A 24,576-nucleotide genomic window follows, 5' to 3' on the forward strand; every position below is an offset into this window, starting at 1 on the left:
CGTGTAATAAAGGAAGTAGTATTCCTTATGCATTAGTGTACCATGAAGCATTTCTGCCATGCGTGAATTTTTTGTATCCAAATGAAACATTGAACATATGATACGTAGAGAGGAAGGGAGGAAAAAATTGCGTATTCATATTGTTCAAAAGGGAGATACATTGTGGAAGATTGCGAAGGAGTACGGTATTTCATTTGAGGATTTAAAACGACTCAATGCCCATCTTGCCAACCCTGATTATATTGTTCCGGGCATGGAAATTATTTTGCCTGAAAAAATAAATAAGGAAACTCATAAAGAAACACATAAGGAAACACAAGTTCATAAAGAGATGCCTACTACTCAAACAAGGCCAAGTAAAGAAAGTGTAAAAAAAGAGGTGCAAAAGCCGATGCCGGCACCACCTCCGATTGTGGTTCAACCACCAGCACCGATGCCGATGCCAGAGCCGCAAATGATACCAATACCATTCCCAATGCCGATGCCAATGCCGATGCCGCAACCACAGCAACCGATGTGGGTGCCACAGCCAGTAGAACTTAGCTGGAACCAACAATTAGTGATGCCGCAGCAACCGGCACCTATACCAGCACCACCAGTAGCACAACCAGCACCGCCGCCACCACCACCGCCAGCACCAGCACCCGCGCCACCAGTTCAACATGTACCGCATATGCCGATGGTGCCTCATTGTTCTAGTTGCCATCAGCCAGTGCATCATCAAATGTGGTGGCATATGCCAATGCAACCACAAATAGAGGCTTACACAATGCCGCAGCAACCGATGCCATGTGCAATGCCTCAGCAACAACCGATGCATTGTGCAATGCCTCAGCAACAACCGATGCATTGTGCAATGCCAGCTAATGCGGTAGGAGGAGAAAATTTCCTGGAATCGAGCACATCACCATTCTTTAATCCGAATGCCGGACAAATGCAACCTCAATTTGAGCAAATGCCAATGATGCCAACGATGCCAATGAATCAATCTTGTGGATGTGGCTCACAGCACGGAATGGGGCAATCTTGTGGATGTGGCTCTCAGCCGGTAATGATGCCAAATTGGCAATTTGACCCATGCCATTGTCCGCCACCATGTTCAGCTGGACCATGGATGTCACCGCACTTTTTCCCAGGCGGGATGACGCCTTATCGATGGTAAAAAAGCCTATATTGTCGAGGAAGTAAAGCCTAATATTTGGAAGTATAAATATCAATCTAATCATTATTTTGTAAAACGAGCAAAGCAGTTAGAAATAGCAGATAAAGTGAGGGCAATTCATCGCCATCTGGGACGACTAGAACCCTCACTCGTCCTGCCGTTAGTAAAAAGTGATGATGAACAACTCATTGTTCAAATGTGGCAAGAGGGAAGCCATAGTGCGAATTTTGCTTATAAAAAAGATAGAGAACAATCTTTAAAGCTACTAATCGATTTGCATGACACGAACCAAAAAATTGCGTGGCAACGAGTACCAGGTTTGCATACCTTTTCTCAGCTTTTAAAATGGCAGATGCGTCATATGCGTTTTAAAAGTAGGCGAAATGACTTGCGAGCATTTTTAACGAGAGAAGAAGTGGAGCAAATTATTCATTTTAGCGAAAAGGCTTTGCAGTTAATGGAACTAGAAGATGTGCCGGAAAAAGACATCACGCTATTGCATGGTGATGTTGTGCACCATAACTTTTTATGGTGTACAGATGGTGAATTACGTTTAATCGATTTTGACTTAGCCCATCTCGGAGAAGCGGATGATGAGTATATATTATGGCTGCATCGCGTGTTGCCCGCAGTAGATTATGATCTTGCTAGTATTTTAAGAGAATTACCAGCGCTTGAACGGTTAGATAAAAGAAAGTTCCATCGCTTAAAGTTTCCAAATGAGCTGTTGCGAGAATGGTTATTTGCTATAGATTTACCTTTAGAACAACAGCTAGTATTTTTAGATTATTTAATACCATTTACTAAGCGAGCGCTAACATACTGGCCGAAACTGTGGTACGATATTGATAGAGTGATGAAGAGATGACCGTCCCCGAGGCGGTCATTTTTGCATGGAATCGGCACTATTGCTATTGAATATAGTCGAGCATTCGTTCGCTATATGCTATAATCGAAGACGATGAATGTGAGGGATATACTATGTATGATTATTTAAAAGGTCAAGTAGTGCGTATTACGCCAGAGTATGTCGTACTTGAGCAACAAGGGATAGGTTGGCAATTGAATACACCGAATCCATTTGCATTTCGTGCGTCAGCAGTTGAACAACAAATTTACGTACACTTGCATGTTCGGGAAGATGCACAAGTGCTGTATGGTTTTCCGAATTTAGACCAACGTGAGTTATTCCGAAAATTAATTTTAGTGTCAGGCATTGGACCTAAAGGTGCACTAGCAATCTTAGCGACTGGTAACCCGCAACAAGTTATCGGTGCCATTGAACGAGAAGATGAAACGTTTTTAGTGAAATTCCCAGGTGTCGGTAAAAAGACAGCACGGCAAATGATTCTAGATTTAAAAGGTAAACTGGGATCTTTACTAGACACAATGGAACTACCTAGTTCGGAAGATGAGCTGCCTTTATTCGGCGTTAATCCATGTAAACATGAACTAGAAGAAGCCATACTAGCATTAATGGCTCTGGGATACTCGGAAAAAGAACTCGATAAAATCCGACCACAACTAGAAGATAATGACAAGCTGGAAACAACGGATGCGTATATGAAGCAAGCATTGCAGTTGTTATTAAAGCTGAAATAATAGAAGGGAGGCAGGTACATGTCGGAACGTATGATAGCAAGTGAAGCTGGCCGTTATGATGAACAATTTGAATTATCTCTTAGACCTCAAAGATTAGCACAATATATTGGGCAGCATAAGGTGAAAGAAAATTTACAAATTTTCATTGAAGCGGCAAAGCTTCGGCAGGAAAGTTTAGATCATGTACTATTATATGGTCCTCCTGGATTGGGAAAGACGACATTAGCCGCGGTTATTGCAAATGAAATGAATGTTAATGTTCGTATGACGAGTGGTCCTGCCATTGAACGTCCAGGAGATTTAGCAGCCATTTTAAGCTCGTTGGAGCCTGGGGATGTATTGTTTATTGATGAGATTCATCGTCTTCCACGTGCAATTGAAGAAGTGCTATATCCAGCTATGGAGGATTTTTGCTTGGATATTGTTGTTGGAAAGGGACCGGAAGCGCGTTCGGTTCGTCTTGAGTTGCCACCGTTTACGCTCGTTGGTGCAACGACAAGAGCCGGTGCGTTATCGGCCCCGCTACGAGATCGATTTGGTGTACTGCTACGTTTAGAGTATTACGATAATACGTCACTTGCTGAAATTGTCGTTAGAAGTGCCCATTTATTTGATGTGGATATTGAGCAAATAGCGGCAGGCGAAATGGCGAGACGTTCTCGTGGTACACCACGTATTGCTAACCGTTTACTGAAACGAGTGCGAGATTATGCACAAGTGCTTGGAGATGGTATGATAACGGAGGACCTTGCTAAGCAAGCGCTAGAGCTTTTACAAGTGGATCCCAGAGGGCTTGACCATATTGACCATAAGCTTGTGACCAATATGATTGAGCGCTTCAGTGGTGGCCCAGTAGGCTTAGATACACTTGCTGCTTCCATAGGTGAAGAACGTGTGACGATAGAAGATGTGTACGAGCCATATTTAATGCAGATTGGCTTTATTCAACGTACACCACGTGGACGTGTCGCAACGCATCTGGCTTACGAACATTTTGGATATGATTATCCACAACAAACATAAAAAAAGGAAGTTTTTTTCATGCGTGTAGAAGATTTTGATTTTGAATTACCAGAGGAGCTTATCGCACAAACGCCCCTTGTCGATCGTACGGCAAGTCGGTTAATGGTTGTGACACCGGGCTCAGAGAAAGTCGAGCATCATCATTTTGCTCATATTTTAGAGGAGTTACATGCTGGTGACTGTCTAGTACTAAATGATACAAGAGTATTACCTGCTCGTTTAATGGGTGTAAAAGAAGAAACGGGTGCCCATATTGAAGTATTGCTCTTAAAGCAAACGGCTGGAACGGATGAATGGGAAACACTTGTAAAACCAGCGAAACGTGTTAAAGTAGGTACCGTTGTCACATTTGGAGACGGTTTACTAACAGCAACTTGTACAGCAGAGTTAGACCACGGTGGTCGTATGTTTAAATTCAAATATGATGGCATTTTCTATGAAATTTTAGAGCAACTTGGCGAAATGCCATTACCTCCATATATTCGCGAAAAATTAGATGATAGTGAGCGTTATCAAACTGTCTATGCGAAAGAACGTGGCTCGGCAGCAGCACCTACGGCTGGTCTTCATTTTACACAAGAATTATTAGAGCAAGTACGAGCAAAAGGTGTCGAAATTGTTTTTATTACATTACATGTTGGACTTGGAACATTCCGTCCAGTAAGTGTGGATTCGATAGAAAACCATGAAATGCACGCTGAATTTTATAGTGTGACAGAAGAAGCTGCGGCTACGATAAACCGTGTAAAAGCAAATGGCGGACATGTCATTGCTGTTGGTACAACATCTACTCGAACGCTCGAAACAATCGGCTCAAAATATGGAGAAGTGCGCGCAGAGCAAGGATGGACATCTATTTTTATTTATCCAGGCTATCAATTTACAGTGGTGGATGGTTTAATTACAAACTTCCATTTACCAAAGTCAACATTAGTAATGCTTGTCAGTACACTTGCGACGAAAGATACGATTTTAAGCGCCTACCATCAAGCAGTAGAAGAAAAATATCGCTTCTTTAGCTTTGGTGATGCTATGTTTATACGTCCTAGTTTACAAAAATAATTCACTTCTGTTGCATCATCATAAGAGATGCAACAGGATTTTGATTTGTTCAATAGCATAATCAAGCAAGAAATCGGAGTACTGTTTTTACTTTAGATAAGAGAGGATTTAACATTTTATGACACAACCAGCAATTCGTTATGAACTACTTCATACATGTAAGCAAACAGGAGCACGTCTTGGCATTGTCCATACACCACATGGCTCTTTTGAAACACCAGCATTTATGCCTGTAGGGACACAAGCAACTGTTAAAACAATGTCTCCTGAAGAATTAAAAGAAATGAATGCAGGCATTATTCTTTCGAATACGTACCATTTATGGCTGCGTCCAGGTAATGATATTGTGAAGGAAGCAGGTGGCCTGCATAAATTTATGAACTGGGATCGTCCAATCTTAACGGATTCAGGTGGCTTCCAAGTATTCTCGTTAAGTCAATTCCGTAAAATTGAAGAGGAAGGTGTGCACTTCCGTAATCATTTAAATGGGGATAAGCTGTTTTTAAGTCCAGAAAAAGCGATGGAAATTCAAAATGATTTAGGCTCGGATATTATGATGGCGTTCGATGAATGTCCGCCTTACCCGGCAACATATGACTATATGCTCAAATCAGTTGATAGAACGACTCGTTGGGCAAAGCGATGCAAAGAAGCACATGCTCGTCCAGAAGAGCAAGGATTATTTGGTATTATTCAAGGTGGAGAATACGAAGAATTACGACGTCGTTCTGCGGAAGCGTTAGTAGAACTCGATTTTCCAGGCTATGCAATAGGGGGCCTATCAGTAGGCGAACCGAAAGATGTGATGAATCAAGTGCTAGAGTTTACAACACCGTTAATGCCGACAAATAAGCCGCGCTATTTAATGGGTGTAGGTTCTCCAGATTCTCTAATTGACGGCGCTATTCGAGGCATTGATATGTTTGACTGTGTATTACCGACAAGAATTGCCCGTAATGGTACATTAATGACGTCTGAAGGTCGTTTAGTTGTTAAAAACGCTAAATATGCCCGTGATTTTGGTCCAATCGATCCAAATTGTGATTGCTATACTTGTAAAAACTATTCTCGTGCATATGTGCGTCATTTAATTCGCACGGAAGAAACATTTGGTATTCGTTTAACTTCTTATCATAATTTACATTTTTTACTGAAGTTAATGGAGCAAGTGCGTGAGGCCATTCGTGAGGATCGTCTAGGTGATTTCCGAGAAGAATTTTTCGAAAAATACGGTTTTAATGGACCAAATGCAAAAAACTTCTAAAATTGGAACGACACTTAGCGAAAATTTACCTGTTATAGAAAAACTATTGATAATATAGAAAAATTTTGGGCTTGTTCATCGCTTTTTTAGGGTGAAATAGTCTATACTAAAAAAGTGAGATTTGGAAAGGGGGCTAGCATTTTGAATATGGAATCAATAGTAGGATTTGCACCGATCATATTGATGTTCGTGGCGATGTGGTTCATTTTAATCCGTCCTGCAAAAAAAAGACAGCAGGAAACGCAAAATATGCAAAGTAGCTTACAGCGTGGAGATAAAGTTATTACAATCGGTGGCTTACATGGTGTTATCGACGCAATTGAGGACACAGCTGTCACTTTAGTAATCGCTGATAATGTGCGCGTTAAATTTGACCGTCAAGCAATCGGACGTGTCGTAAATGATCAAGTTTAATATGATTAGGCGTTGTCCCAAATAACCTTTGGACAACGCCTTTGCCATTTTAAAGGCTATGTCGAAATGCGTATAATTTTGCCATACTTTTTTGTATAAAAAGCAACAGATACGGTCACCTTGATAGAGTGGGGGTGTTCGTATGGAAGAATATTTAGCAATTATTTTTAGAACATGCTTTTTATATGTTTTTATACTTATTGTTTTTCGATTAATGGGCAAGCGAGAAGTCGGTGAACTATCTGTTATCGATTTAGTCGTTTTCGTCTTGATTGCAGAAGTAGCTGCCTTTGCGCTAGATGATTATGAAAACCCATTATTTAATGCTATTTTACCGATTATTATTTTGCTCTTTATTCAAATATTGAGTGCTTATTTATCGTTGAAGAATAAGAAAATACGTGATTTAGTTGATGGCGATCCAGCTCTGCTTGTCAAAGATGGAATTATCCAAGAAAGCGAGATGCGAAAACAGCGCTATAATTTAGATGACCTTTGCCAGCAACTACGTGAAAATGGCATCTCCTCTGTTACGGAAATAGCTTATGCCTATTTAGAGCCTTCTGGTAATCTTTCCGTTTATAAAAAAGATGAAAAGGCCTTTGTCTATCCGCTTATTATCGATGGTGATATCCAAGATCGACATTTAATGCTTATCCATAAAGATGACAAATGGTTAATGGATGAGTTAGCTAAAAGTAATATTCATGATAGTAGTACCGTGTTCTTTTGTATATGGGAGGACAATCGACTTCATATTCAATTGAAGGAACATTAGACCTTCTTCGCTAATTTCCGAATATAGTGGAAATCTGTAAAACGTAATTGATTGGACATTAACAATAACGTAAATAGTAAAAATAATGTGACACAACTACTTAAAATAAATGGTAGTGGCAGTATTTGCATAAAGAAATATTGGGCAATACAAACGGCAATGAAGCAACTATAAGGGACAACAAACATACGGAAGCCGGCGCGTAAATTTTTGCGCTGTCTGACCGTAGCGATATGCAAGAATGATGTAAGTAAAACGCCGAAGCCAATGGCTACAACAGCCCCTTTTTCTTGGATGCCAGGTTGAGAGGCCAGTACAAACATAACGAATAGTTTACCGAGTCCACCGTAAATGGAGTTCATCATTGCAGCGCGCGCCTCACCAACGGCCTGCAAAATGGAATGTAATGGACTTTGAATATAATAAAAATAAAATATAGGTGCTAAAATTTTCACATAGCCTCGATTTTCTTCTAAGTGAAATAATTTCATGGCTAGCTCGTCACCGTGAACGAAAAAATATGTGGCGGCAATGCAGCCTACTAAAGAAGATAAGCGCAACGAAACGGAAATACGTTCCTGTAAAAGCGCATTGTGTTGACGTGCAACAGCATCACTAACAGCAGGAATAAGGACAATAGAAAGTGCTGTAGAAACAAAGGCTGGGAATAGTAGCAAGGGCACTAAAACACCTGAAATGACCCCATATAAAATAGTTGCGGCAGAGGCCGTTAATCCTGCCATCGTTAATGCTTTTAAAAAAATAATCGGTTCTAAAAACCAAGTGAAGGAGCCAAATAGTTTGCTTCCTGCAGACGGGATGGCTACCCGAAGCATTGGTGAAGCCGGATAAGACTCCACTTTGCTTTTCTTTGGTAATAATCTCTTCTTTGAAACGGCGTAATGGAGCCATAAATACAGGAACGCAACAACTTCAGCTAAAAGTGTGATACCCATAGCAGAAGCCGCGGTTATGGCGGCATTATTATAAGCTGCAACTAATGGTAGCATAAAGGTAATAAAGCCGATGCGGACAACTTGTTCAAGCATTTGTGCCCAAGCAGTTGGTGTAATTTTAGCAACGCCCTGTAAATAAGCGCGGAGCAATCCTGAACCGACCGAAACAGGCACGGCAAACAGTGCAATCCAAAGTGTAATTGTTGTTTGTTCATTATGTAATAGTGTAGTAGAAATATAAGGTATTGTTAGTGCTACAAGTGGCATAAAAACAATCATGCCAATAAATGACCAAATGATTGCCGTACGCATCACGCCAAAAATGCTTTCACGTTTATTTTTTGCTAGTAATTCTGCTACAATTTTTGCTACAGCGATAGGTAGTCCAAGTTGAATGAGTGAGATGAAGAAAATAAATGCAGGATAGGCGGTCATATAAATACCGACTGCTTCTTCACCAGCAATGCGCATAAACTGCATTCTATAAAAGAAGCCAAAAAGTTTAGATAAAAAAATAACAAACATTAAAAATAGTGTACCTCGTACAAAAGAACTCATGCCATCCGTCCCTTCTCAAGCCGCAAAAATTCATTTACACTATTTGTATGCAAACACTTCTTACGATACAACTTTGATTGGAGATGATTCAAAATGAGTATGCAACATGCACAACTATTTGAAAAAATTCGTCCGGCAATTGATAGTAAGATTGCAGAGTTTAAGTATTATAAATATGATGCGATTTCCGCAGAAGAATTATGGCGTTATTGTGTAGAAAAAAAATGGCGCAAAAAAAATGTTGAGCAATTACGCTTATATGAAATTATCGCTACTATATTTGCAGTATCGCCGTCTGATATTGTATCATTCAATCAAGTAGAGTTTTTACAAAGTGATAATTGGTTTGCGGAAATAAACACCGAGGAATTAAAATCATTGCTTGGGCCATTAAAAACACAAGAAGAATATGTCGTTTCTGTAAAAGATTAAAAAGAATACTACAGTGTTGAATTGACACCAAGCGCAACGTGTTTCATAATAAGTGTGTTGCGCTTTTTTACTTTGTACAAGCCATGTCGAAAAATAGGCTGTAAAAGATTGTAAGGGACTTTGCTTTCCCTACATAATTGTTCCGCTTACTATTCATAATGAAATGGAAGACGCATCTTCTATTGGTACGGAATTTGCGCGTTATTGAACGATTGAAATAAGTAAAGCAAACCTTTTGAAGCACGAGCTACATAATTCTAAAGGAAAAGGAGGAATACACGCTTCAAAAGGTATTGCTAGTATACTTGTTTGCAGTGTAAGGGATGCCCTTGCACCAATTCGAGGAGGATTTATAGATGAAATTAAGAAGTCGAATTGTTGCATTCGTGCTACTTATGGTGCTGTTTTTTTCTACCATGGGTACGACTGCACAAGGCATCTTAAAGGACATTAAGCTTGGTCTTGATTTACAAGGCGGGTTTGAGGTACTTTATGAGGTCAAAGAATTAAAAGAAGGACAAAAAATTACACCGGAAGTTGTAACCGCAACGTCAACTGCACTTAATAGACGTGTCAACGAGCTTGGCGTAAGTGAACCAAGCATTCAGGTTGAAGACAAAAACCGTATTCGTGTGCAATTAGCGGGGGTTGAAGACCAAGAATCTGCTCGTAAAATGCTATCTACTTCTGCGAATTTAACATTCCGTGATGTGGATGATAATTTACTACTAGATGGTGATGATTTAAAGGCTGATGGTGCGACGGATTCCTTTGACCAACAAAACCGTCCAATTGTTTCGCTAACGTTAAAAGATGCGAAAAAATTTGCTGATATTACAAGTAAAATTGCGGCCAAACCACAAGGTCAAAATTTACTTGTTGTATGGCTAGACTTTGAAGAGGGTGTCGATTCTTATAAAGCGGAATCGCAAAAAGCAAAGCCTCGCTATGCATCTGCAGCAACAGTTAGTCAAACATTAAATACAACTGATGTTATGATTAGCGGTAATTTTACAGTTGAAGAAACAAAAAATTTAGCAGACATTTTAAATGCAGGGGCACTTCCTGTGAAGCTTGTTGAGATTTATTCTACATCAGTGGGCGCACAATTTGGTGACCAAGCATTGAAAAGTACAGTGTTTGCAGGTATTGTGGGCGTAATCGTTATTTTCCTATTTATGCTATTCTACTACCGTTTACCGGGCTTTATCTCAATTATTACACTTGCTATTTTTACATTCTTAGTTCTTCTTGTGTTCGATTGGATTAATGCCGTATTGACATTGCCAGGTATTGCAGCGATCGTGCTCGGAATAGGGATGGCCGTGGATGCGAATATTCTAGCGGCAGAACGTATTCGAGAAGAGCTTCGAGTAGGCTATTCTACTAAACAAGCCTTTCAAATTGGTTCTAAACAATCGTTATCAGCGATTATCGATGCACAGTTAACAACATTATTAGCTGCAGCAGTACTGTTTCATTGGGGAACAAGCTCTGTTAAAGGATTTGCAACAACATTAATTATTAGTATCCTACTGAGCTTCTTAACAGCAGTTTGGGGTTCTCGTGTACTACTAGGGTTACTTGTAAACAGTGGTTACTTCAATAACCCAGCATGGTTTGGTATCCCAAAATCGAAACAACATAGCTTGGATGAAAAAATTAGTACATTAAATTTATCAACTAAATTTGATCGTTTTGACTTTGTACACAACCGCAAAAAATTCTATACATTCTCTATGGCTATTTTTGTTGCGGGAATTATCGTTCTTGGCCTTTTCCGCTTAAATCTTGGTATTGACTTCGTAAGTGGTACGCGCGTGCAAATTGAAGCAGATCAAACTTTAACGAAAGAAGAAGTTTCAAAATATGTGACTAGCATCGGTTTCCCATCTGATGATATCGTGCTTTCAGGTGAGAAAAAGAACATGGCGGTTATTCGCTATAAAGATGACTTATCACAAAGTGACATTTTAAAATTCAAAAAGGTAGCAGGAGAAAAATATGGTCATGAGCCTGGGGTAAGTACTGTATCTTCAACTATTGGTGAAGAGCTAGTGAAAAATGCTATTAAAGCATTATCACTTGCTGCACTTGGGATTATCATTTATGTAGCCATTCGATTTGAATGGCGTATGGGTGTAGGTGCAATTGTATCGCTTCTACATGACGTATTCTTAATTATTGCTGTCTTTAGCTTTATGCGCTTAGAAGTGGATATTACGTTTATTGCTGCCGTACTGACAATTGTTGGTTACTCCATTAACGATACAATTGTTACATTTGACCGGATGCGTGAAAACTTAGCGCAATATGATACAATTAAAGACCGTGAAGTATTAGCGAACATTGTTAATAAATCGTTGCGTCAAACGATGGGACGTTCGGTGAATACGGTGTTAACTGTCATTATCGTAGTCGTGTCACTTCTTATTTTCGGTGCACCATCTATTGAAACATTCTCTATCGCATTATTAATCGGTTTAATTACAGGTATGTATTCTTCTATCTGTATCGCAGCCCAAATCTGGTACTCATTAAAAGTACGTGAGATGAAAAAATCGGATGGTCAACTGCGTAAAAAAGAGAAAAAACAATGGGGAACAGACGAGCCTACTGTTTAATAAATACTTAAAAGAGCCATCTCAACTGATGTTGAGATGGCTCTTTTTTTTTGGCATTTTACATTGATTTTCATTCATTCTTAATTTTAAAAATTATATAATACAGGCAATAAAATAAACAAAAAGTGATTTTATAGGAGGGATTTTCGATAAAATTGCTGAAAATCTTATTAAGTTAATTGATTGTACTGGTGGGCTCTTTCTTTTTAACTACAACAGTAATAGTTTAAATGTTTAAAAATATTGTATTGGATATTTTAGGGTTATATTTTTGTTGTCGGTCTGTTCTATCTCGTTAAAACAATGAAAGTGCCTCGGTGATTTTAAGAAAGTTATGAAATTAACGAAATACTATTGGGATCCTAACAGAACCGCTCAAGCAAAAGTATATGTTGGATAAATTAGAAAAAATCTCATAGCCTTTCTGTTATATACGGAAAGAGGGTGAATTTATTATAAAAGCAAACTTTTTTATGACATTTTTAGGCATAATGATTGGGTTAACAACCGGTTTTCTAATCATTAATAATGAAATAGAGGTAACTACAAACATATTTCTAATAGTATTCTTGATATTGGCAGTGCTCATGTTAATGGCTCTGTTATATAAAAATTATAAAGTTAAACTTCAAGAAAATAATCAAGACGACTAGTAAAACTGGTGGCTTCGGGGTGTAGACAAACTCCAAGGTTTTCATGTTTGTCTACAGTCCGTTTTATTTTAATTATTGAAAATGCTTCTGTTGATTTTACCTGCGTGCTGAAGCTTTATGCAAAAAAGGGCTTGTAAAAAAGGTAAAATGTTACAAACAGGAGATTTTGTTGATCAATATCAACTCCTACTTAATAGATTGGAAAAGTTTAAATGAATTGAAGTGAAGATTTGCTCGACTCTTGCAAAACAACATGACACGTAAGACACCAAACGCAACGGAGGAGTGCCCAAAGGAAGCAAGCAGCGCAGTAACACAAATCAATAAGTCCTATAAAAATTGAAGTGATAGAGCTTATAATTTACTAACAAATGCGAATAGAAATAAGCTGCTTTTTAATCTTTTTATCAGAATTGGTTGACAATTATTGTAGGTTGGCATAGAATAAGGCTAACTTTTCGTTCGGTATATGGTAGAAGGTCTCGGGAGCGAGATCGACCTTAGAACAGATGAGCAGAGCATAGACGAGAATAGCTGAGAAATTGTTGAATAAGAGTAGTAGCATAAGTGTGCAATGTAGAGAGTCAGTGGTCGGTGTAAACTGATTTGTAGCTTATGTGAATGGACTTATGAGAGTTGCTATGTATAATAGCAAACGGATTCCCCACGTTATCGGGGGTGCTTCCATCATAGCGGTTGTGTCTTACACAACTGTTGATTAGGCGCATGCCTGAAAATCCTTCGCCTGAAACCACAGCGATTGATTTAATTTACGATAAAAAGGTTGAAGCACATAAGTGAGAGCTTTTTAGCTCTAATATGAGGTGGCAACGCGGTCATGATCGTCCTCTGTAATTAGGAATTTTCCTTTTTGCAGAGGGCTTTTTGTTTTGTTTTGATGCTTTTCCCAACTCGTATATGCAAATTTATTTAATAAAGGGGTTTTGTCGATATGCAAACAACCAGTTCAAGAACAAAGATGAAAACAATCAATGGGGATTCATTAACACCAATCTTAATTTTTAGACGCTTGCAAGGCACCCATAAATTTTTACTGGAGAGTTCAGCACAGCATGAAGGCGCAGGCCGTTATTCTTTTATCGGCGCTAATCCACGAAAAACCTATAAAGGCGTGGGCGATGAGATAGAGGAATATTCCTATAAAACAGGAAAAACGTATACACATAAAGGTGATCTTTTTGTACTGTTGAAGCGCTTGATGCCACGTATTTCTAATACAACCGAATTTCCTTTTTCAGGTGGTGCCATTGGTTATATTGGTAGTAATGCAACGAACATCGTTTTAAATCATCAAGGAATGTTAGAGCTACCAGATGTTCATTTCCATGTCTATGAAACCATTATTGTTTTTGACCATCTAACGGATGAGGTGACTTGCATTCATACGAACATTGATGCTGAAAAAAAAGAGCCAAATTTAGAGGAGCTAGCTCAACAGTTGTTAACGGGCAATGAAGGGGAGGATACTACATGGAGTTATGATGGACTAACAACGCAATCAGATCAAGAACTTGAATCCACTGTGACATCGTTAACTAAGACGTTAAGCGAAGAGCATACACGTGTTGTCCTGTCCAAACGCTTTATTGCCAATATACAAGGAGATGCATTGGCGCTCTATCGCCAATTACGTAAAAAAACGCCTGCGCCGTATATGTATTTTGTCACTTTCGATGATCATATTGTGCTGGGAACATCACCTGAAAGTTTAGTTCGAGTACAAGATGAACACGTCATTGCGACGCCAACGGAAGGCTCTTGTGCACGAGGTGCAACAAACGTAGAAGATTTAGATAATGAACGTCAGCTATATGAAAATGCTGAGGTAAAGAAATCACATGCAAGTCTTGTTTCGGCTGTACAACAAAAACTAGCCACTGTCTGTTTCCCTAATTCTATCAAGCTAGTTGAAACGATGAAAATTGAGCGGTCAAAGCAAGCAATGCATATGACATCACGTCTGGAGGGGCAGCGGTTACCGATGCTTCATGCAGTAGATGTATTGGCTGCTATGATGCCAACATTCATATCTATTAATATCGCAAACGAGCAAACAGCAGAAAAAACAGCTAAAACAGCAGGTGTTTTTGGTGGAGCTATTGGATTTATAGGGTTTAATGGGCATTTAGATTTTTCATTAACAGGCAAATCCATTGTAGTGGAAAACGAAAGGATGCATACACAATCCACTGTTATGGTAACTAAATATTCAAATGTCGGCAGTGTATTGACACAAGTAACAGCAGAACAACAGTTGTTTTTACAACATTTAGAAAATGAAAGTGAGGCTAAATGATGGACAGCATACAACGAAAGGTACAGCAACGACAGCATTTAATGTATGAGGAAATGATTGAAGCAGCACAATGGATGTTCCAACAGGAGACGCCAAAAGATGCTATCGCCCAATTTTTAATAGACTTATCTGCAAAGGGTGAAACGGCACATGAAGTTGCAGCATTAGCCAATGTAATGCGTTCGTTTGCGCTCCAAGTGCCAGCAGAAGCTGGGGTTTATATGGATAACTGTGGTACAGGTGGAGACGGCTTAAATACATTTAATATTAGTACTGCATCAGCCTTTGTCTTGGCAGGAGCAGGCGTTAAAATGGCAAAGCACGGGAATCGCAAAATTTCTTCTGCATCAGGTAGTGCAGATGTGTTAGAGGCTTTAGGTATTCATACGAATATATCGATTGAACAAACACTGACACTTTTAGAGACAGAAGGAATTGCCTTTTTATATGCTCCAAATGTCCATCCGAAATTAAAACGCATTGGGGAAGTACGACGTGCCTTAGGAAAGCCCACTATTTTTAATCTTGTCGGCCCACTGACCAATCCAGTCCCTTTAGCAACGCAATTTACGGGCATTAATCGTCCCAACTTTGTAATGGAATATGCTTCTGTTTTACAAATGCTTGGACGGGAGCGGGCGATTGTCGTTTCTGGTCCGAAAGGGTTAGATGAAGCATCACTTGCTGGTCAAAATACAGCCATCTTAGTAGATAAAGGTGACTTAATTCCATTTGCCTTAACAGCAGAAGATGTCGGGCTACACTATGCACCCCTAGAAGCGATACGCGGTGGCAATGCTGATGAAAATGCAACTATTATGCGTAAATTACTCGCTGGTGAACAAAGCGCCTATTTCGATACGGTATTGTTAAATGCCGCAATAGGTTTGTTCAGCCAAGGAACAGCACAAACCGTTCAAGAAGGTGTTGAAATGGCAAAAGATAGTATTTTCAGCGGCCGTGCATTGCAGAAATTAGAGGCAGTTGTTGCCTTTAGTGAAAAAATAAAAGAAGTGGAGATTGGGCTATGAATATATTAACAAAAATAATTGAACAGAAGAAAATAGAAGTAGATGTATTGCTTACACAGCCAGATCCATTAGCCAATTGCAACGAGATAAAACGTAACGCTCTTTTTGCAACGTTAAAGTCTGCTGATACTTTGCAAGTCATCGCCGAAATGAAACGCGCATCTCCATCCAAAGGTCTTATTGCAGAGGGCGCTAATCCAGTAAAACAGGCAAAAATTTATGCACAAGCTGGTGCAGCCGCCATTTCGGTTTTAACAGATAAAATGTTTTTTCAAGGCTCGTTTGAAGATTTAGCAGCCGTTGCGAAGGCGGTTCAAACGCCACTTCTGTGTAAAGACTTTATGATTGACCGTGTGCAAATTCGCTTTGCGAAGGCTGCTGGTGCATCAATCATTTTACTTATTGTTGCAGCACTTGACGATGCAATGTTACAAGATTTATATCACTTCGCCACAAGTTTAGGTCTTGAAGTATTAGTCGAAGTGCACGATATTGAAGAGCTTGAACGAGCACTCGCTGTTGGGGCAAAACTAATTGGGGTCAATAACCGAGATTTGCGTACATTTGAAGTGGATTTAGAGCGAACAAGGGAAATTGCAGAGGCTTTTCCATTTGGGGAGCAACGTGTGCTTATTAGCGAGAGCGGAATTTGGCATAGTGATGATGCCAAAAAGGTTGCAGCGATGGGAGCAAGTGCTGTTCTTGTAGGAGAGTCATTAATGCGCAGTGGCGATGCAGGTGTAGCACTTCAACAATTACAAGTAAATAAAGCAGGTGCATCGCTATGACGAAAGTGAAAATTTGTGGTTTGAAAGAAGTCCAGCATGTGCAAGCCGCAGTGCTGGCAGGTGCAGATGCCATCGGTTTTGTCTTTGCGCCAAGCAAACGTCAAGTAACCATTGAACAAGCGCAACAATTGGCCAAACATGTACCCGATGGAATAAAGAAAATTGGTGTCTTTGTCAATCCAACGCCTGAAGAATTACGTTCGGCAGTATTAACTGTGCCATTGGATTATGTACAGTATCATGGTGAGGAATCTCCTGCGTTTATTATTCAACAAGGCTATCCATCAATTAAGGCTTTGTCTGTCCGTTGCGCTGAAGATGTGCAGGCGGCTACTAACTACGATGTGGACTATTACTTATTTGATGCACCTGGCACAGATTATAAAGGGGGTAGTGGACATACGTTTGATTGGACATTACTCGAAGCTGCTGGTATTCCACAACATAAGCTAATTTTAGCTGGTGGTTTAAAATTAGACAATATTCAGGAGGCACTGTCACTCGTATCACCCTTCATGGTAGATGTTTCAAGTGGTGTCGAAACAGAGGGTAGCAAGGATACAGCAAAAATAGCAGCATTTCTACAAGCAGTAAAGAGGGGGAGAGTATAATGCATTCATTGGCAAATAGCGTACCAACAAAGGAAGGGCGCTACGGAAAATTTGGTGGGCAGTATGTCCCGGAAACTTTAATGACAGCATTAATTGAATTACAAGCAGCATTTGATGAAGCGATGGCGGATCAGGTATTTACGAACGAGCTAGCATATTATTTAAAGGAATATGTAGGACGTGAGACACCACTGTACTTTGCTGAAAATTTAACGAATGAGCTAGGCGGTGCCAAAATTTATTTAAAGCGTGAAGATTTGAACCATACAGGCGCACATAAGATTAATAATGCGATTGGCCAAGCACTTCTTGCTAAGCGTATGGGAAAAAAGAAAATCGTCGCAGAAACAGGTGCAGGGCAACATGGTGTAGCGACAGCGACTGCTTGTGCTTTATTAAATTTGGAATGTGTCGTATTTATGGGTGCAGAAGATATTAAACGACAGCAATTAAATGTTTTCCGTATGGAGTTACTTGGCACAAAGGTAGAGTCTGTAGAGACAGGGTCAAAAACGTTAAAAGATGCTGTCAATGCTGCACTACGTTACTGGGTGACGAATGTTGAAGATACACATTATATTTTAGGTTCAGCTCTAGGTCCACATCCATTCCCAAAAATTGTACGTGATTTCCAACGTATCATTGGTGTGGAGACAAGAACGCAAATACTGGAAAAAGAAGGGCGTTTACCTGATGCAGTAGTCGCATGTATAGGCGGTGGAAGCAATGCAATTGGCATGTTCCATCCATTTGTAGATGATGAAGCGGTCGCATTATATGGTGTCGAAGCAGCTGGCAGTGGTATTGACACTGGAAAGCATGCAGCAGCTATTGCCGGTGGGCAGTTAGGCGTTCTGCACGGAGCGTATATGTATTTACTGCAAGATGACAATGGTTTTGTGCAGGAGGCTCATTCCATTTCGGCTGGGCTTGATTATCCTGGTAAGGGGCCTGAACATTGTTATTTGCATGATATTGGTCGAGCAAAGTTTGATTCGATCACAGATACTGAGGCGCTTGAAGGTTTACAATTACTAAGTCGGACGGAAGGGATATTACCTGCATTAGAAAGTGCTCACGCCATTGCCTATACTGCGAAGATTGCACAAGAAATGGATGCAGATGATATTATTGTTGTTTGTTTATCGGGTCGCGGGGATAAGGATGTCCATACGGTACGTGCAGTACTTGGAGGTGAGCAATCATGACAACTTTACAACAGGCAATTGAACAAGTAAAAAATGCAGGGAATAAAGCTTTTGTGCCCTATATTATGGCGGGGGATGGAGGACTTAGTACAGTAAAGCCCACAATCTTGTCGCTACAAAAAATGGGGGTAACAGCGATTGAAGTTGGAATTCCTTTTACCGATCCTGTTGCAGACGGTCCTACTATTGAGCAGGCTGGTGAGCGCGCATTAGCAGAAGGGGTAACATTGCGCAATGTTTTAGAGACACTTGCATCATTCCGTCAAGAAATTGCTGTGCCATTAGTCGTAATGACTTATTTTAACCCTGTTTTAGCTTATGGCTTAGAGCAATTTGCTAGTGCTTGTGTGGCAGGGGGTGTCAAAGGGTTAATCGTCCCTGACGTACCACTTGAAGAAAGTGCCATACTGCGTCAAACGTTAAATCCCCATGGTGTGGATATTGTGCAGCTTGTATCATTAACAAGTCCACCAGAGCGAATTGCTCGTATTGCAGCGGCTAGTCAAGGCTTTGTCTATGCTGTAACGGTGAACGGCATTACGGGAGCACGTGCAAGTTTTGCGACTGATTTAGAAGGTCATTTTCAACGTTTGCGAGAGATGTGTCACATACCGGTATTAGCTGGCTTTGGTATTTCAACACCACAACAAGTTGTGAGCATGGGGGCACTTGGGGACGGCGTCATTGTAGGTAGTACAATAGTAGAGGCTTTGCATAAAGGCAACGTTGCGAAGGTCGAAGCATTAGTCGCTGCCTCAAAAGGAACGATTGAGACCTCAACGCCATTATAGCAAATTGTGTGAGAATTGTTTGCGTGCCTGGCACCGAGTCTACTCTTTTTTTAGAGTAGGCTTTTTATTATGGATGCAAAATAACGTTATCCTAGAACATTGATGCAATTAGGATAAAACTAGTAAGCTAGTGAATAGTGCGTATAGGCGCGATTTTCGGTATAATAGCTTTCGTGAGGAAGTGAGAAAAATGATTTTATCGAAAAAAAGATGGCAGGTCGAGCGTCCAGACGCACAACTTGTCCAAACATTACAAAATGACTTACAACTTTCTGCTATTGCGGCAAAAATTTTAGCAGCACGAGGCTGTACAACATCAGCTGATGCAGAAAGCTTATTAAATATGACAGAAGCAAATATTCACGACCCATTTTTAATGCATGGTATGGCAGAAGCAGTAGCGCGCATTCAACAAGCGCTTGAAAAAAACGAGAAAATATTAGTGTACGGAGATTATGACGCGGGTGCGACACGTTTTTAAGTGAAAAGCTTAAACACTAGGGAGTCGTATAATTTCCCTAGGAGAACTGATTTCTTGATAGGTGGAATGATGGAGTAACGCCCTGAAACGCCTACTCTGATACTCCGACATGCTTTCTCTAAGGTTAAATAGAAAAGTATGAAGCTCGGTGAAGTCGGCAGAGAGATACCGTAAGTTTATTTATTATAAGTAAATACGAAAGCTGTCCAGAGGTGGATGGTGTATCCTATATGCCGGGAGTCTATAAAATATCTATGGTTAGAATGTGCTGCATAAGCACTGACGAATCTCTGAATGTACGGGTCTAGACGTAGACATTGTAGAAATGCAATGGATGGCAGTGCCATCGTATGTGTGGGTAAGTAAGAATCTGGCGTTATGAAAGCCCATAGCTTGTTAAAGGCAAGTTCAAGCATACAGGACTATAGGAGAAACCTAAGGATAAATGAATGGATAGAGAAATCGGAACGTGGAAAGCGAAGGATGTGGAGGTATTAACCAACCTATGAAACAGTTCAGTATATAAATGGGCAACCTATTAAAACTGATTAACCTATCGTGAGAGTGGAGCCACAGTACCTTTGAAACCGTGATAATAAGTGGTGGAGGGATAGGCTCTAGTCGGAAATTTCAAAGACTTATAAGTGCATAACAAATCACAGATTCGAGTATGACTAATAGAATCACCACTTGAGAGAGGGGTTGATGTCTGTGGCAAATTCACGAATCGTACAACATGTTAAAAAGTCCAAACTTAGAAATGCTGAGTATTATAGTATGCAAACCTCGTTTGACATGCTATATGAACAAAGCAAAAATGGTAGTAAATTTAAAAACTTAATGGGTATGATCAGCTCTACGGAAAACATTAAGTTAGCTTATCGAAACATTAAGAAGAATACAGGCAGTAAAACGGCTGGCGTTGATGGTCGAACAATCGAACATATATCAAAGCTAAGCGAGGAACAATTTATTCGTTATGTTAGAAACAAATTACGAGATTATAAACCGAAAGCAGTAAGACGGGTTGAAATACCCAAGCCTAATGGTAAAACAAGACCACTAGGAATTCCTGCAATTTGGGATAGAATAGTCCAACAATGTATTTTACAAGTTCTTGAACCTATAGCAGAGGCAAAATTCTCAGGTAGAAGTCATGGATTTAGACCAAACCGTTCAGTAGAAAATGCAATTGCACAAAGTTATCGGTTAATGCAAAATTCTAAAATGTCTTATGTCATTGATATAGATATTAAAGGATTTTTCGATAATGTCTCTCATGCTAAATTACTAAAGCAAATGTGGACATTAGGTATACAAGATAAAAACTTACTCACGATTATTTCTAAAATGCTTAAAGCCAAAATCAAAATGCCAGACGGAAAAATTATTGAGAATGAGAAAGGTACACCACAAGGAGGAATTCTCTCTCCTTTACTATCTAATATTGTTCTCAATGAATTGGATAGATGGATTGAAAGCCAATGGGAAAACACTCCGATTTGTAAAGATAAAATAATTATTCGAAAAGATAGAGGGAATTCAACAGATAAAGGAAATCAATATTACCATCTAAAGAAAACCCAATTAAAGGAATGTTACATTGTTCGATATGCAGATGATTTTAAAATATTCTGTAGTAATCCTAATCATGCAAAGAAGTTATTTATCGCAGTCCAAAAATGGCTAAAAGATAGACTTGGCTTAGAAATTAGCGAAGAGAAATCAAAAATCGTAAATCTTAAAAAGGACTATTCTGAATTTCTAGGAATCAAAATGAAATTAATTTCAAAAGGTCAGAAATGGGTAGTTAAAAGTCATATGTGTGATAAAGCAGTACAGCGTACGAAGAATAACCTTAAAGAAATTATTAAAGGTATTCGATATGATAGTGGCTCAAATGACCAAGCAAGAAAAATAGCACGATATAACTCAACTGTAATAGGACTTCATCAATATTTCCGTATAGCAACAATGATAGCCGAGGATATGGGAAACATCGCATATGAAGTAAATGCGTGTTTGAAAGACCATCGAATGAAACGGCGAATAAAGAAAACGGGTGTTATCACTTCTGATTTCATTCGAAAAGAATACGGAAAAAGCAAGCAACTTAGATTTATATCACGAGAACCGTTTCTACCTATTGGCTACATTAAACACAAAATTCCAATGATGAAACGAAATGTAGTAAATGCATATACAAAAGAAGGTAGAGAAGAAATTCATAAAAACCTTTCTACTATTGATGTTGGCATACTTCGTTTCTTAATGGAACACCCAGTTCCACAACGAAGTGTTGAATATAACGACAATCGTATCGCATTATACTGTGCTCAAAGAGGTAATTGCCATGTAACAGGGCAAGAACTAAACCCGATGACGATTCACTGTCATCATAAAGTACCACGATTGCAAGGTGGTACTGACGAATATAAAAACCTCTGTCTCGTCGATAAAGAAATTCACATTTTGATTCATGCAAAAGATGAAGAAGTAATCTCGAAATATAAACATCTTATAACGAATGTTGGAAGCCTAAACAAACTTAATAATTTACGCAAAAAATTAAATTTAAAAGAACTAGCAATTTAATTGGACAAATAAACATACGCTTAGTGAATACTGTTAAGTTATGTAGATTAACAAAGTTCTGAAATTATTCGATGGAACGCCGTGTGAGGTGAAAATCTCACGCACGGTGTGAAGTGGGGGAAAAGCTGGAGATGATATCAAATGCTTACCTATCACTATATGGTGTAACAAGTACGACAGTAATGCTCCATGTCTTACTAGACCTTGGCGCAGATGTGTCCTTTAAAATACCGAACCGCTTTTTACATGGTTATGGTCCGAGTGAAGCATTATTTCGTGAAGCCCATGAAGAGGGAGTTCAATTAATACTAACGGTTGATAATGGTATCTCTGGGATTGAGCCAATCCGAGTGGCCAAGGAACTTGGAATGGATGTCATCGTGACAGATCACCATGAGCCAGGGGAGGAGTTACCGCAAGCAGATATCATTTTACATCCGCGCGTACCTGAAGGGCATTATCCGTTTGGTGAGCTGGCAGGTGTTGGCGTGGCGTTTAAATTAGCGCATGCCCTCTATGGCGAGCTGCCAACCCATTTATTTGAATTTGTAGCAATTGGTACGGTTGCAGATTTAGTTCCTTTAGTGGACGAAAATCGTTACCTTGTCAAACGGGGCATGGAGGAAATGCGTCATTCACTTAGCCCTTGGATACAGGCGATGTGTGAAGTGGCAAGTGCTGAGCAAGCCACGATTAATGAAGAGACAATTGGCTTTTACTTTGGGCCGCGCTTAAATGCAGTTGGTCGGCTAGGCGAAGCATCGCCAGCCGTTGAGTTGCTCATGGCAGAGGATGCAGCAAAGGCGACAGCGTTAGCCAAACAGCTAAACGGATGTAATACAGAGCGCAAAGATATCGTGAAAAGTATTACAGATGAGGCGATTGCTCTTATCGAAGCAGATAAAAAAATTGGCGATTCACTTGTGTTAGTTGTTGCAGGGGAAGGATGGAATGCTGGTGTTGTAGGGATTGTCGCATCTAGACTTGTTGAACTTTATTATCGTCCAACAATTGTTCTTTCACTAGACTTTGAGAAAGGGACAGCAAAGGGGTCTGCCCGTAGTATTGAAGGGTTCCATTTATACAATGAATTGGCGAAAAATAGAGATATTTTACCGCATTTTGGCGGACATCCGATGGCAGCGGGGATGACATTGCCATTAGAGCACGTTGATGAACTGCGCAAACGCTTGGATGCGCAAGCAAGAGCTTGTTTAACCGAAGAGCAATTAACACCAGTTCTGTCAATTGATATTCCACTTAAAATTGATGAAATCTCCGTGGATGCCATTGAAGAGATTGCAACGCTTGGCCCATTCGGTACAGATTTCCCAAAGCCCGTGTATGTGCTTGAAGATGTGGAAATTGCAACAATGCGTAAAATTGGTGCCGCTGAAAATCATATTAAGATGGAACTTACAGACGGCTTAGAGAAATTAGACAGTGTAGGTTTTAATAAAGGGCATTTGTACAATGAGCTGACATATGGCATCAAAGTGTCGTTTACTGGCGATCTTCAAATTAATGAATGGCAAGGACGTAAAAAGCCACAGTTTATGATTGAAGATGTTCAAACGACAGAGTGGCAATTATTTGATATTCGTGGCATACGTCAAACATCTCGATGGTTACACACGGTACCAAAAGAGGAAGCAGTCTTTTTTGCGTTTCGTCCTGAGACAATCAGCTATTATCATTCATTGCTTGGTGTGTCAATTCAATTAGTAGATGCAGAGCTGTCCAATGTAGAGCAAACAGATTATATTGTGTTGCTGGATTTACCGCACAATGTTCAATTATTAGAAAATGTGTTAAGCAAAACAGCACCTACACGTATTTATGCCCATTTCTATATGCCAGATTCGCAGTATTTTAATGGCATACCGACACGTGAGCAGTTTGCGTGGTACTATAAATTTTTAAAGCAACGTCCAGCATTTCCACTAGATATGCATTTATCGGATTTAGCGAAACATACTGGTTGGCCATTAGAAGCGTTAAAATTTATGACACAGGTGTTTTTTGAGCTTAATTTTGTTAAAATGGAGAGTGGACTGACGACTGTCAACGTGAATGCGCCAAAAACGGCATTAACTGAGGCACCGTCTTACAAACAACGTTCTGAACAGATTGAAATAGAGCAAAAACTTGTCTATGCGCCATATATAGAGTTAAAGCAATGGTTTGATGAACGATTAAATTTATATGCGAATACAGTTTCGTAGG

Annotated in this window: 20 protein-coding genes and 1 other annotated feature; of the genes, 19 read left to right on the plus strand and 1 reads right to left on the minus strand. The window is 39.7% G+C overall.

What is annotated here, in order from left to right:
* The first annotated feature begins 127 nt into the window (after window positions 1-127).
* The 8 genes from C9J37_RS00270 to C9J37_RS00305 all read left to right on the plus strand — a co-directional run bounded on the left by C9J37_RS00270 (window position 128) and on the right by C9J37_RS00305 (window position 7,305).
* Window positions 128-1,162: a LysM peptidoglycan-binding domain-containing protein gene (locus C9J37_RS00270; RefSeq protein ID WP_107893760.1), complete on the plus strand. Its 1,035-nt coding sequence runs from the start codon at window positions 128-130 to the stop codon at window positions 1,160-1,162.
* A 34-nt stretch (window positions 1,163-1,196) separates the two neighbouring features.
* Entirely contained in the window at window positions 1,197-2,030 is an 834-nt protein-coding gene (locus C9J37_RS00275) for a phosphotransferase (RefSeq protein ID WP_107893761.1), read from the plus strand.
* A gap of 113 nt (window positions 2,031-2,143) precedes the next feature.
* On the plus strand, window positions 2,144-2,764 hold the full coding sequence (gene ruvA / locus C9J37_RS00280; RefSeq protein ID WP_107893762.1) for a Holliday junction branch migration protein RuvA: 621 nt from the start codon (window positions 2,144-2,146) through the stop codon (window positions 2,762-2,764).
* 18 nt (window positions 2,765-2,782) lie between these two features.
* Window positions 2,783-3,787, plus strand: a complete 1,005-nt coding sequence (ruvB, locus tag C9J37_RS00285) for a Holliday junction branch migration DNA helicase RuvB (RefSeq protein WP_107893763.1) — start codon at window positions 2,783-2,785, stop codon at window positions 3,785-3,787.
* 18 nt (window positions 3,788-3,805) lie between these two features.
* The gene (gene queA / locus C9J37_RS00290; RefSeq protein WP_107893764.1) at window positions 3,806-4,849 is read left to right on the plus strand and encodes a tRNA preQ1(34) S-adenosylmethionine ribosyltransferase-isomerase QueA; all 1,044 of its coding nucleotides are present in this window, start codon (window positions 3,806-3,808) and stop codon (window positions 4,847-4,849) included.
* Window positions 4,850-4,967: 118 nt separating this feature from the next.
* Window positions 4,968-6,113 carry a tRNA guanosine(34) transglycosylase Tgt gene (gene tgt, locus C9J37_RS00295; protein WP_107893765.1) on the plus strand — a complete coding sequence of 382 codons (1,146 nt, stop codon included), beginning with the start codon at window positions 4,968-4,970 and terminating at the stop codon, window positions 6,111-6,113.
* A gap of 147 nt (window positions 6,114-6,260) precedes the next feature.
* Complete coding sequence (gene yajC, locus C9J37_RS00300; RefSeq protein WP_107894012.1) at window positions 6,261-6,527, plus strand: preprotein translocase subunit YajC; 267 nt, start codon at window positions 6,261-6,263, stop codon at window positions 6,525-6,527.
* A gap of 142 nt (window positions 6,528-6,669) precedes the next feature.
* Complete coding sequence (locus tag C9J37_RS00305; protein WP_107893766.1) at window positions 6,670-7,305, plus strand: DUF421 domain-containing protein; 636 nt, start codon at window positions 6,670-6,672, stop codon at window positions 7,303-7,305.
* On the opposite strand, the gene C9J37_RS00310 is transcribed toward C9J37_RS00305, so the two are convergent.
* A complete protein-coding gene (locus C9J37_RS00310) occupies window positions 7,302-8,819 on the minus strand; it encodes a putative polysaccharide biosynthesis protein (RefSeq protein WP_107893767.1) in 1,518 nt (505 codons plus the stop codon). The genes C9J37_RS00305 and C9J37_RS00310 overlap by 4 nt on opposite strands.
* A gap of 93 nt (window positions 8,820-8,912) precedes the next feature.
* On the opposite strand from C9J37_RS00310, the gene C9J37_RS00315 reads away from it, so the two are divergent.
* The 11 genes from C9J37_RS00315 (at window position 8,913) to recJ (ending at window position 24,575) form a co-directional block, all read left to right on the plus strand.
* Window positions 8,913-9,251, plus strand: coding sequence for a post-transcriptional regulator (locus C9J37_RS00315; protein WP_024363165.1), 339 nt, complete (start codon window positions 8,913-8,915; stop codon window positions 9,249-9,251).
* 356 nt (window positions 9,252-9,607) lie between these two features.
* On the plus strand, window positions 9,608-11,875 hold the full coding sequence (gene secDF / locus C9J37_RS00320; RefSeq protein ID WP_107893768.1) for a protein translocase subunit SecDF: 2,268 nt from the start codon (window positions 9,608-9,610) through the stop codon (window positions 11,873-11,875).
* 1,189 nt (window positions 11,876-13,064) lie between these two features.
* Window positions 13,065-13,381, plus strand: a binding site (T-box leader).
* 99 nt (window positions 13,382-13,480) lie between these two features.
* Window positions 13,481-14,845 (plus strand): chorismate-binding protein, encoded by a 1,365-nt coding sequence (locus tag C9J37_RS00330; protein WP_107893770.1) that lies wholly within the window; start codon window positions 13,481-13,483, stop codon window positions 14,843-14,845.
* Window positions 14,845-15,876, plus strand: a complete 1,032-nt coding sequence (gene trpD / locus C9J37_RS00335; RefSeq protein ID WP_107893771.1) for an anthranilate phosphoribosyltransferase — start codon at window positions 14,845-14,847, stop codon at window positions 15,874-15,876. Before C9J37_RS00330 ends, trpD begins: the two co-directional genes overlap by 1 nt.
* Window positions 15,873-16,664, plus strand: coding sequence for an indole-3-glycerol phosphate synthase TrpC (trpC, locus tag C9J37_RS00340; RefSeq protein ID WP_107893772.1), 792 nt, complete (start codon window positions 15,873-15,875; stop codon window positions 16,662-16,664). The genes trpD and trpC overlap by 4 nt, the downstream gene beginning before the upstream one ends.
* Window positions 16,661-17,275 (plus strand): phosphoribosylanthranilate isomerase, encoded by a 615-nt coding sequence (locus C9J37_RS00345; protein WP_107893773.1) that lies wholly within the window; start codon window positions 16,661-16,663, stop codon window positions 17,273-17,275. The genes trpC and C9J37_RS00345 overlap by 4 nt, the downstream gene beginning before the upstream one ends.
* Window positions 17,275-18,483 carry a tryptophan synthase subunit beta gene (gene trpB / locus C9J37_RS00350; RefSeq protein WP_107893774.1) on the plus strand — a complete coding sequence of 403 codons (1,209 nt, stop codon included), beginning with the start codon at window positions 17,275-17,277 and terminating at the stop codon, window positions 18,481-18,483. The genes C9J37_RS00345 and trpB overlap by 1 nt, the downstream gene beginning before the upstream one ends.
* Entirely contained in the window at window positions 18,480-19,274 is a 795-nt protein-coding gene (trpA, locus tag C9J37_RS00355) for a tryptophan synthase subunit alpha (RefSeq protein WP_107893775.1), read from the plus strand. Before trpB ends, trpA begins: the two co-directional genes overlap by 4 nt.
* Before the next feature lie 190 nt (window positions 19,275-19,464).
* Window positions 19,465-19,755, plus strand: coding sequence for a DHH family phosphoesterase (locus C9J37_RS00360; protein ID WP_107893776.1), 291 nt, complete (start codon window positions 19,465-19,467; stop codon window positions 19,753-19,755).
* 705 nt (window positions 19,756-20,460) lie between these two features.
* Window positions 20,461-22,350, plus strand: coding sequence for a group II intron reverse transcriptase/maturase (ltrA, locus tag C9J37_RS00365; protein WP_201262113.1), 1,890 nt, complete (start codon window positions 20,461-20,463; stop codon window positions 22,348-22,350).
* 131 nt (window positions 22,351-22,481) lie between these two features.
* A complete protein-coding gene (recJ, locus tag C9J37_RS00370) occupies window positions 22,482-24,575 on the plus strand; it encodes a single-stranded-DNA-specific exonuclease RecJ (RefSeq protein ID WP_107893778.1) in 2,094 nt (697 codons plus the stop codon).
* Window position 24,576 lies beyond the last annotated feature (1 nt).

Origin of the sequence: Lysinibacillus mangiferihumi (assembly GCF_003049665.1) — a bacterium.
Classification (GTDB): Bacteria; Bacillota; Bacilli; order Bacillales_A; family Planococcaceae; genus Lysinibacillus; species Lysinibacillus mangiferihumi.

Bases quoted from the DNA above. Each gene is read 5' to 3' on its own strand.
- ruvA (WP_107893762.1), top strand. From the start codon at position 2,144: ATGTATGATTATTTAAAAGGTCAAGTAGTGCGTATTACGCCAGAGTAT.
- ruvB (WP_107893763.1), top strand. From the start codon at position 2,783: ATGTCGGAACGTATGATAGCAAGTGAAGCTGGCCGTTATGATGAACAA.
- queA (WP_107893764.1), top strand. From the start codon at position 3,806: ATGCGTGTAGAAGATTTTGATTTTGAATTACCAGAGGAGCTTATCGCA.
- tgt (WP_107893765.1), top strand. From the start codon at position 4,968: ATGACACAACCAGCAATTCGTTATGAACTACTTCATACATGTAAGCAA.
- yajC (WP_107894012.1), top strand. From the start codon at position 6,261: ATGGAATCAATAGTAGGATTTGCACCGATCATATTGATGTTCGTGGCG.
- C9J37_RS00305 (WP_107893766.1), top strand. From the start codon at position 6,670: ATGGAAGAATATTTAGCAATTATTTTTAGAACATGCTTTTTATATGTT.
- C9J37_RS00310 (WP_107893767.1), bottom strand. From the start codon at position 8,819: ATGAGTTCTTTTGTACGAGGTACACTATTTTTAATGTTTGTTATTTTT.
- C9J37_RS00315 (WP_024363165.1), top strand. From the start codon at position 8,913: ATGAGTATGCAACATGCACAACTATTTGAAAAAATTCGTCCGGCAATT.
- secDF (WP_107893768.1), top strand. From the start codon at position 9,608: ATGAAATTAAGAAGTCGAATTGTTGCATTCGTGCTACTTATGGTGCTG.
- C9J37_RS00330 (WP_107893770.1), top strand. From the start codon at position 13,481: ATGCAAACAACCAGTTCAAGAACAAAGATGAAAACAATCAATGGGGAT.
- trpD (WP_107893771.1), top strand. From the start codon at position 14,845: ATGGACAGCATACAACGAAAGGTACAGCAACGACAGCATTTAATGTAT.
- trpC (WP_107893772.1), top strand. From the start codon at position 15,873: ATGAATATATTAACAAAAATAATTGAACAGAAGAAAATAGAAGTAGAT.
- C9J37_RS00345 (WP_107893773.1), top strand. From the start codon at position 16,661: ATGACGAAAGTGAAAATTTGTGGTTTGAAAGAAGTCCAGCATGTGCAA.
- trpB (WP_107893774.1), top strand. From the start codon at position 17,275: ATGCATTCATTGGCAAATAGCGTACCAACAAAGGAAGGGCGCTACGGA.
- trpA (WP_107893775.1), top strand. From the start codon at position 18,480: ATGACAACTTTACAACAGGCAATTGAACAAGTAAAAAATGCAGGGAAT.
- C9J37_RS00360 (WP_107893776.1), top strand. From the start codon at position 19,465: ATGATTTTATCGAAAAAAAGATGGCAGGTCGAGCGTCCAGACGCACAA.
- ltrA (WP_201262113.1), top strand. From the start codon at position 20,461: ATGTCTGTGGCAAATTCACGAATCGTACAACATGTTAAAAAGTCCAAA.
- recJ (WP_107893778.1), top strand. From the start codon at position 22,482: ATGATATCAAATGCTTACCTATCACTATATGGTGTAACAAGTACGACA.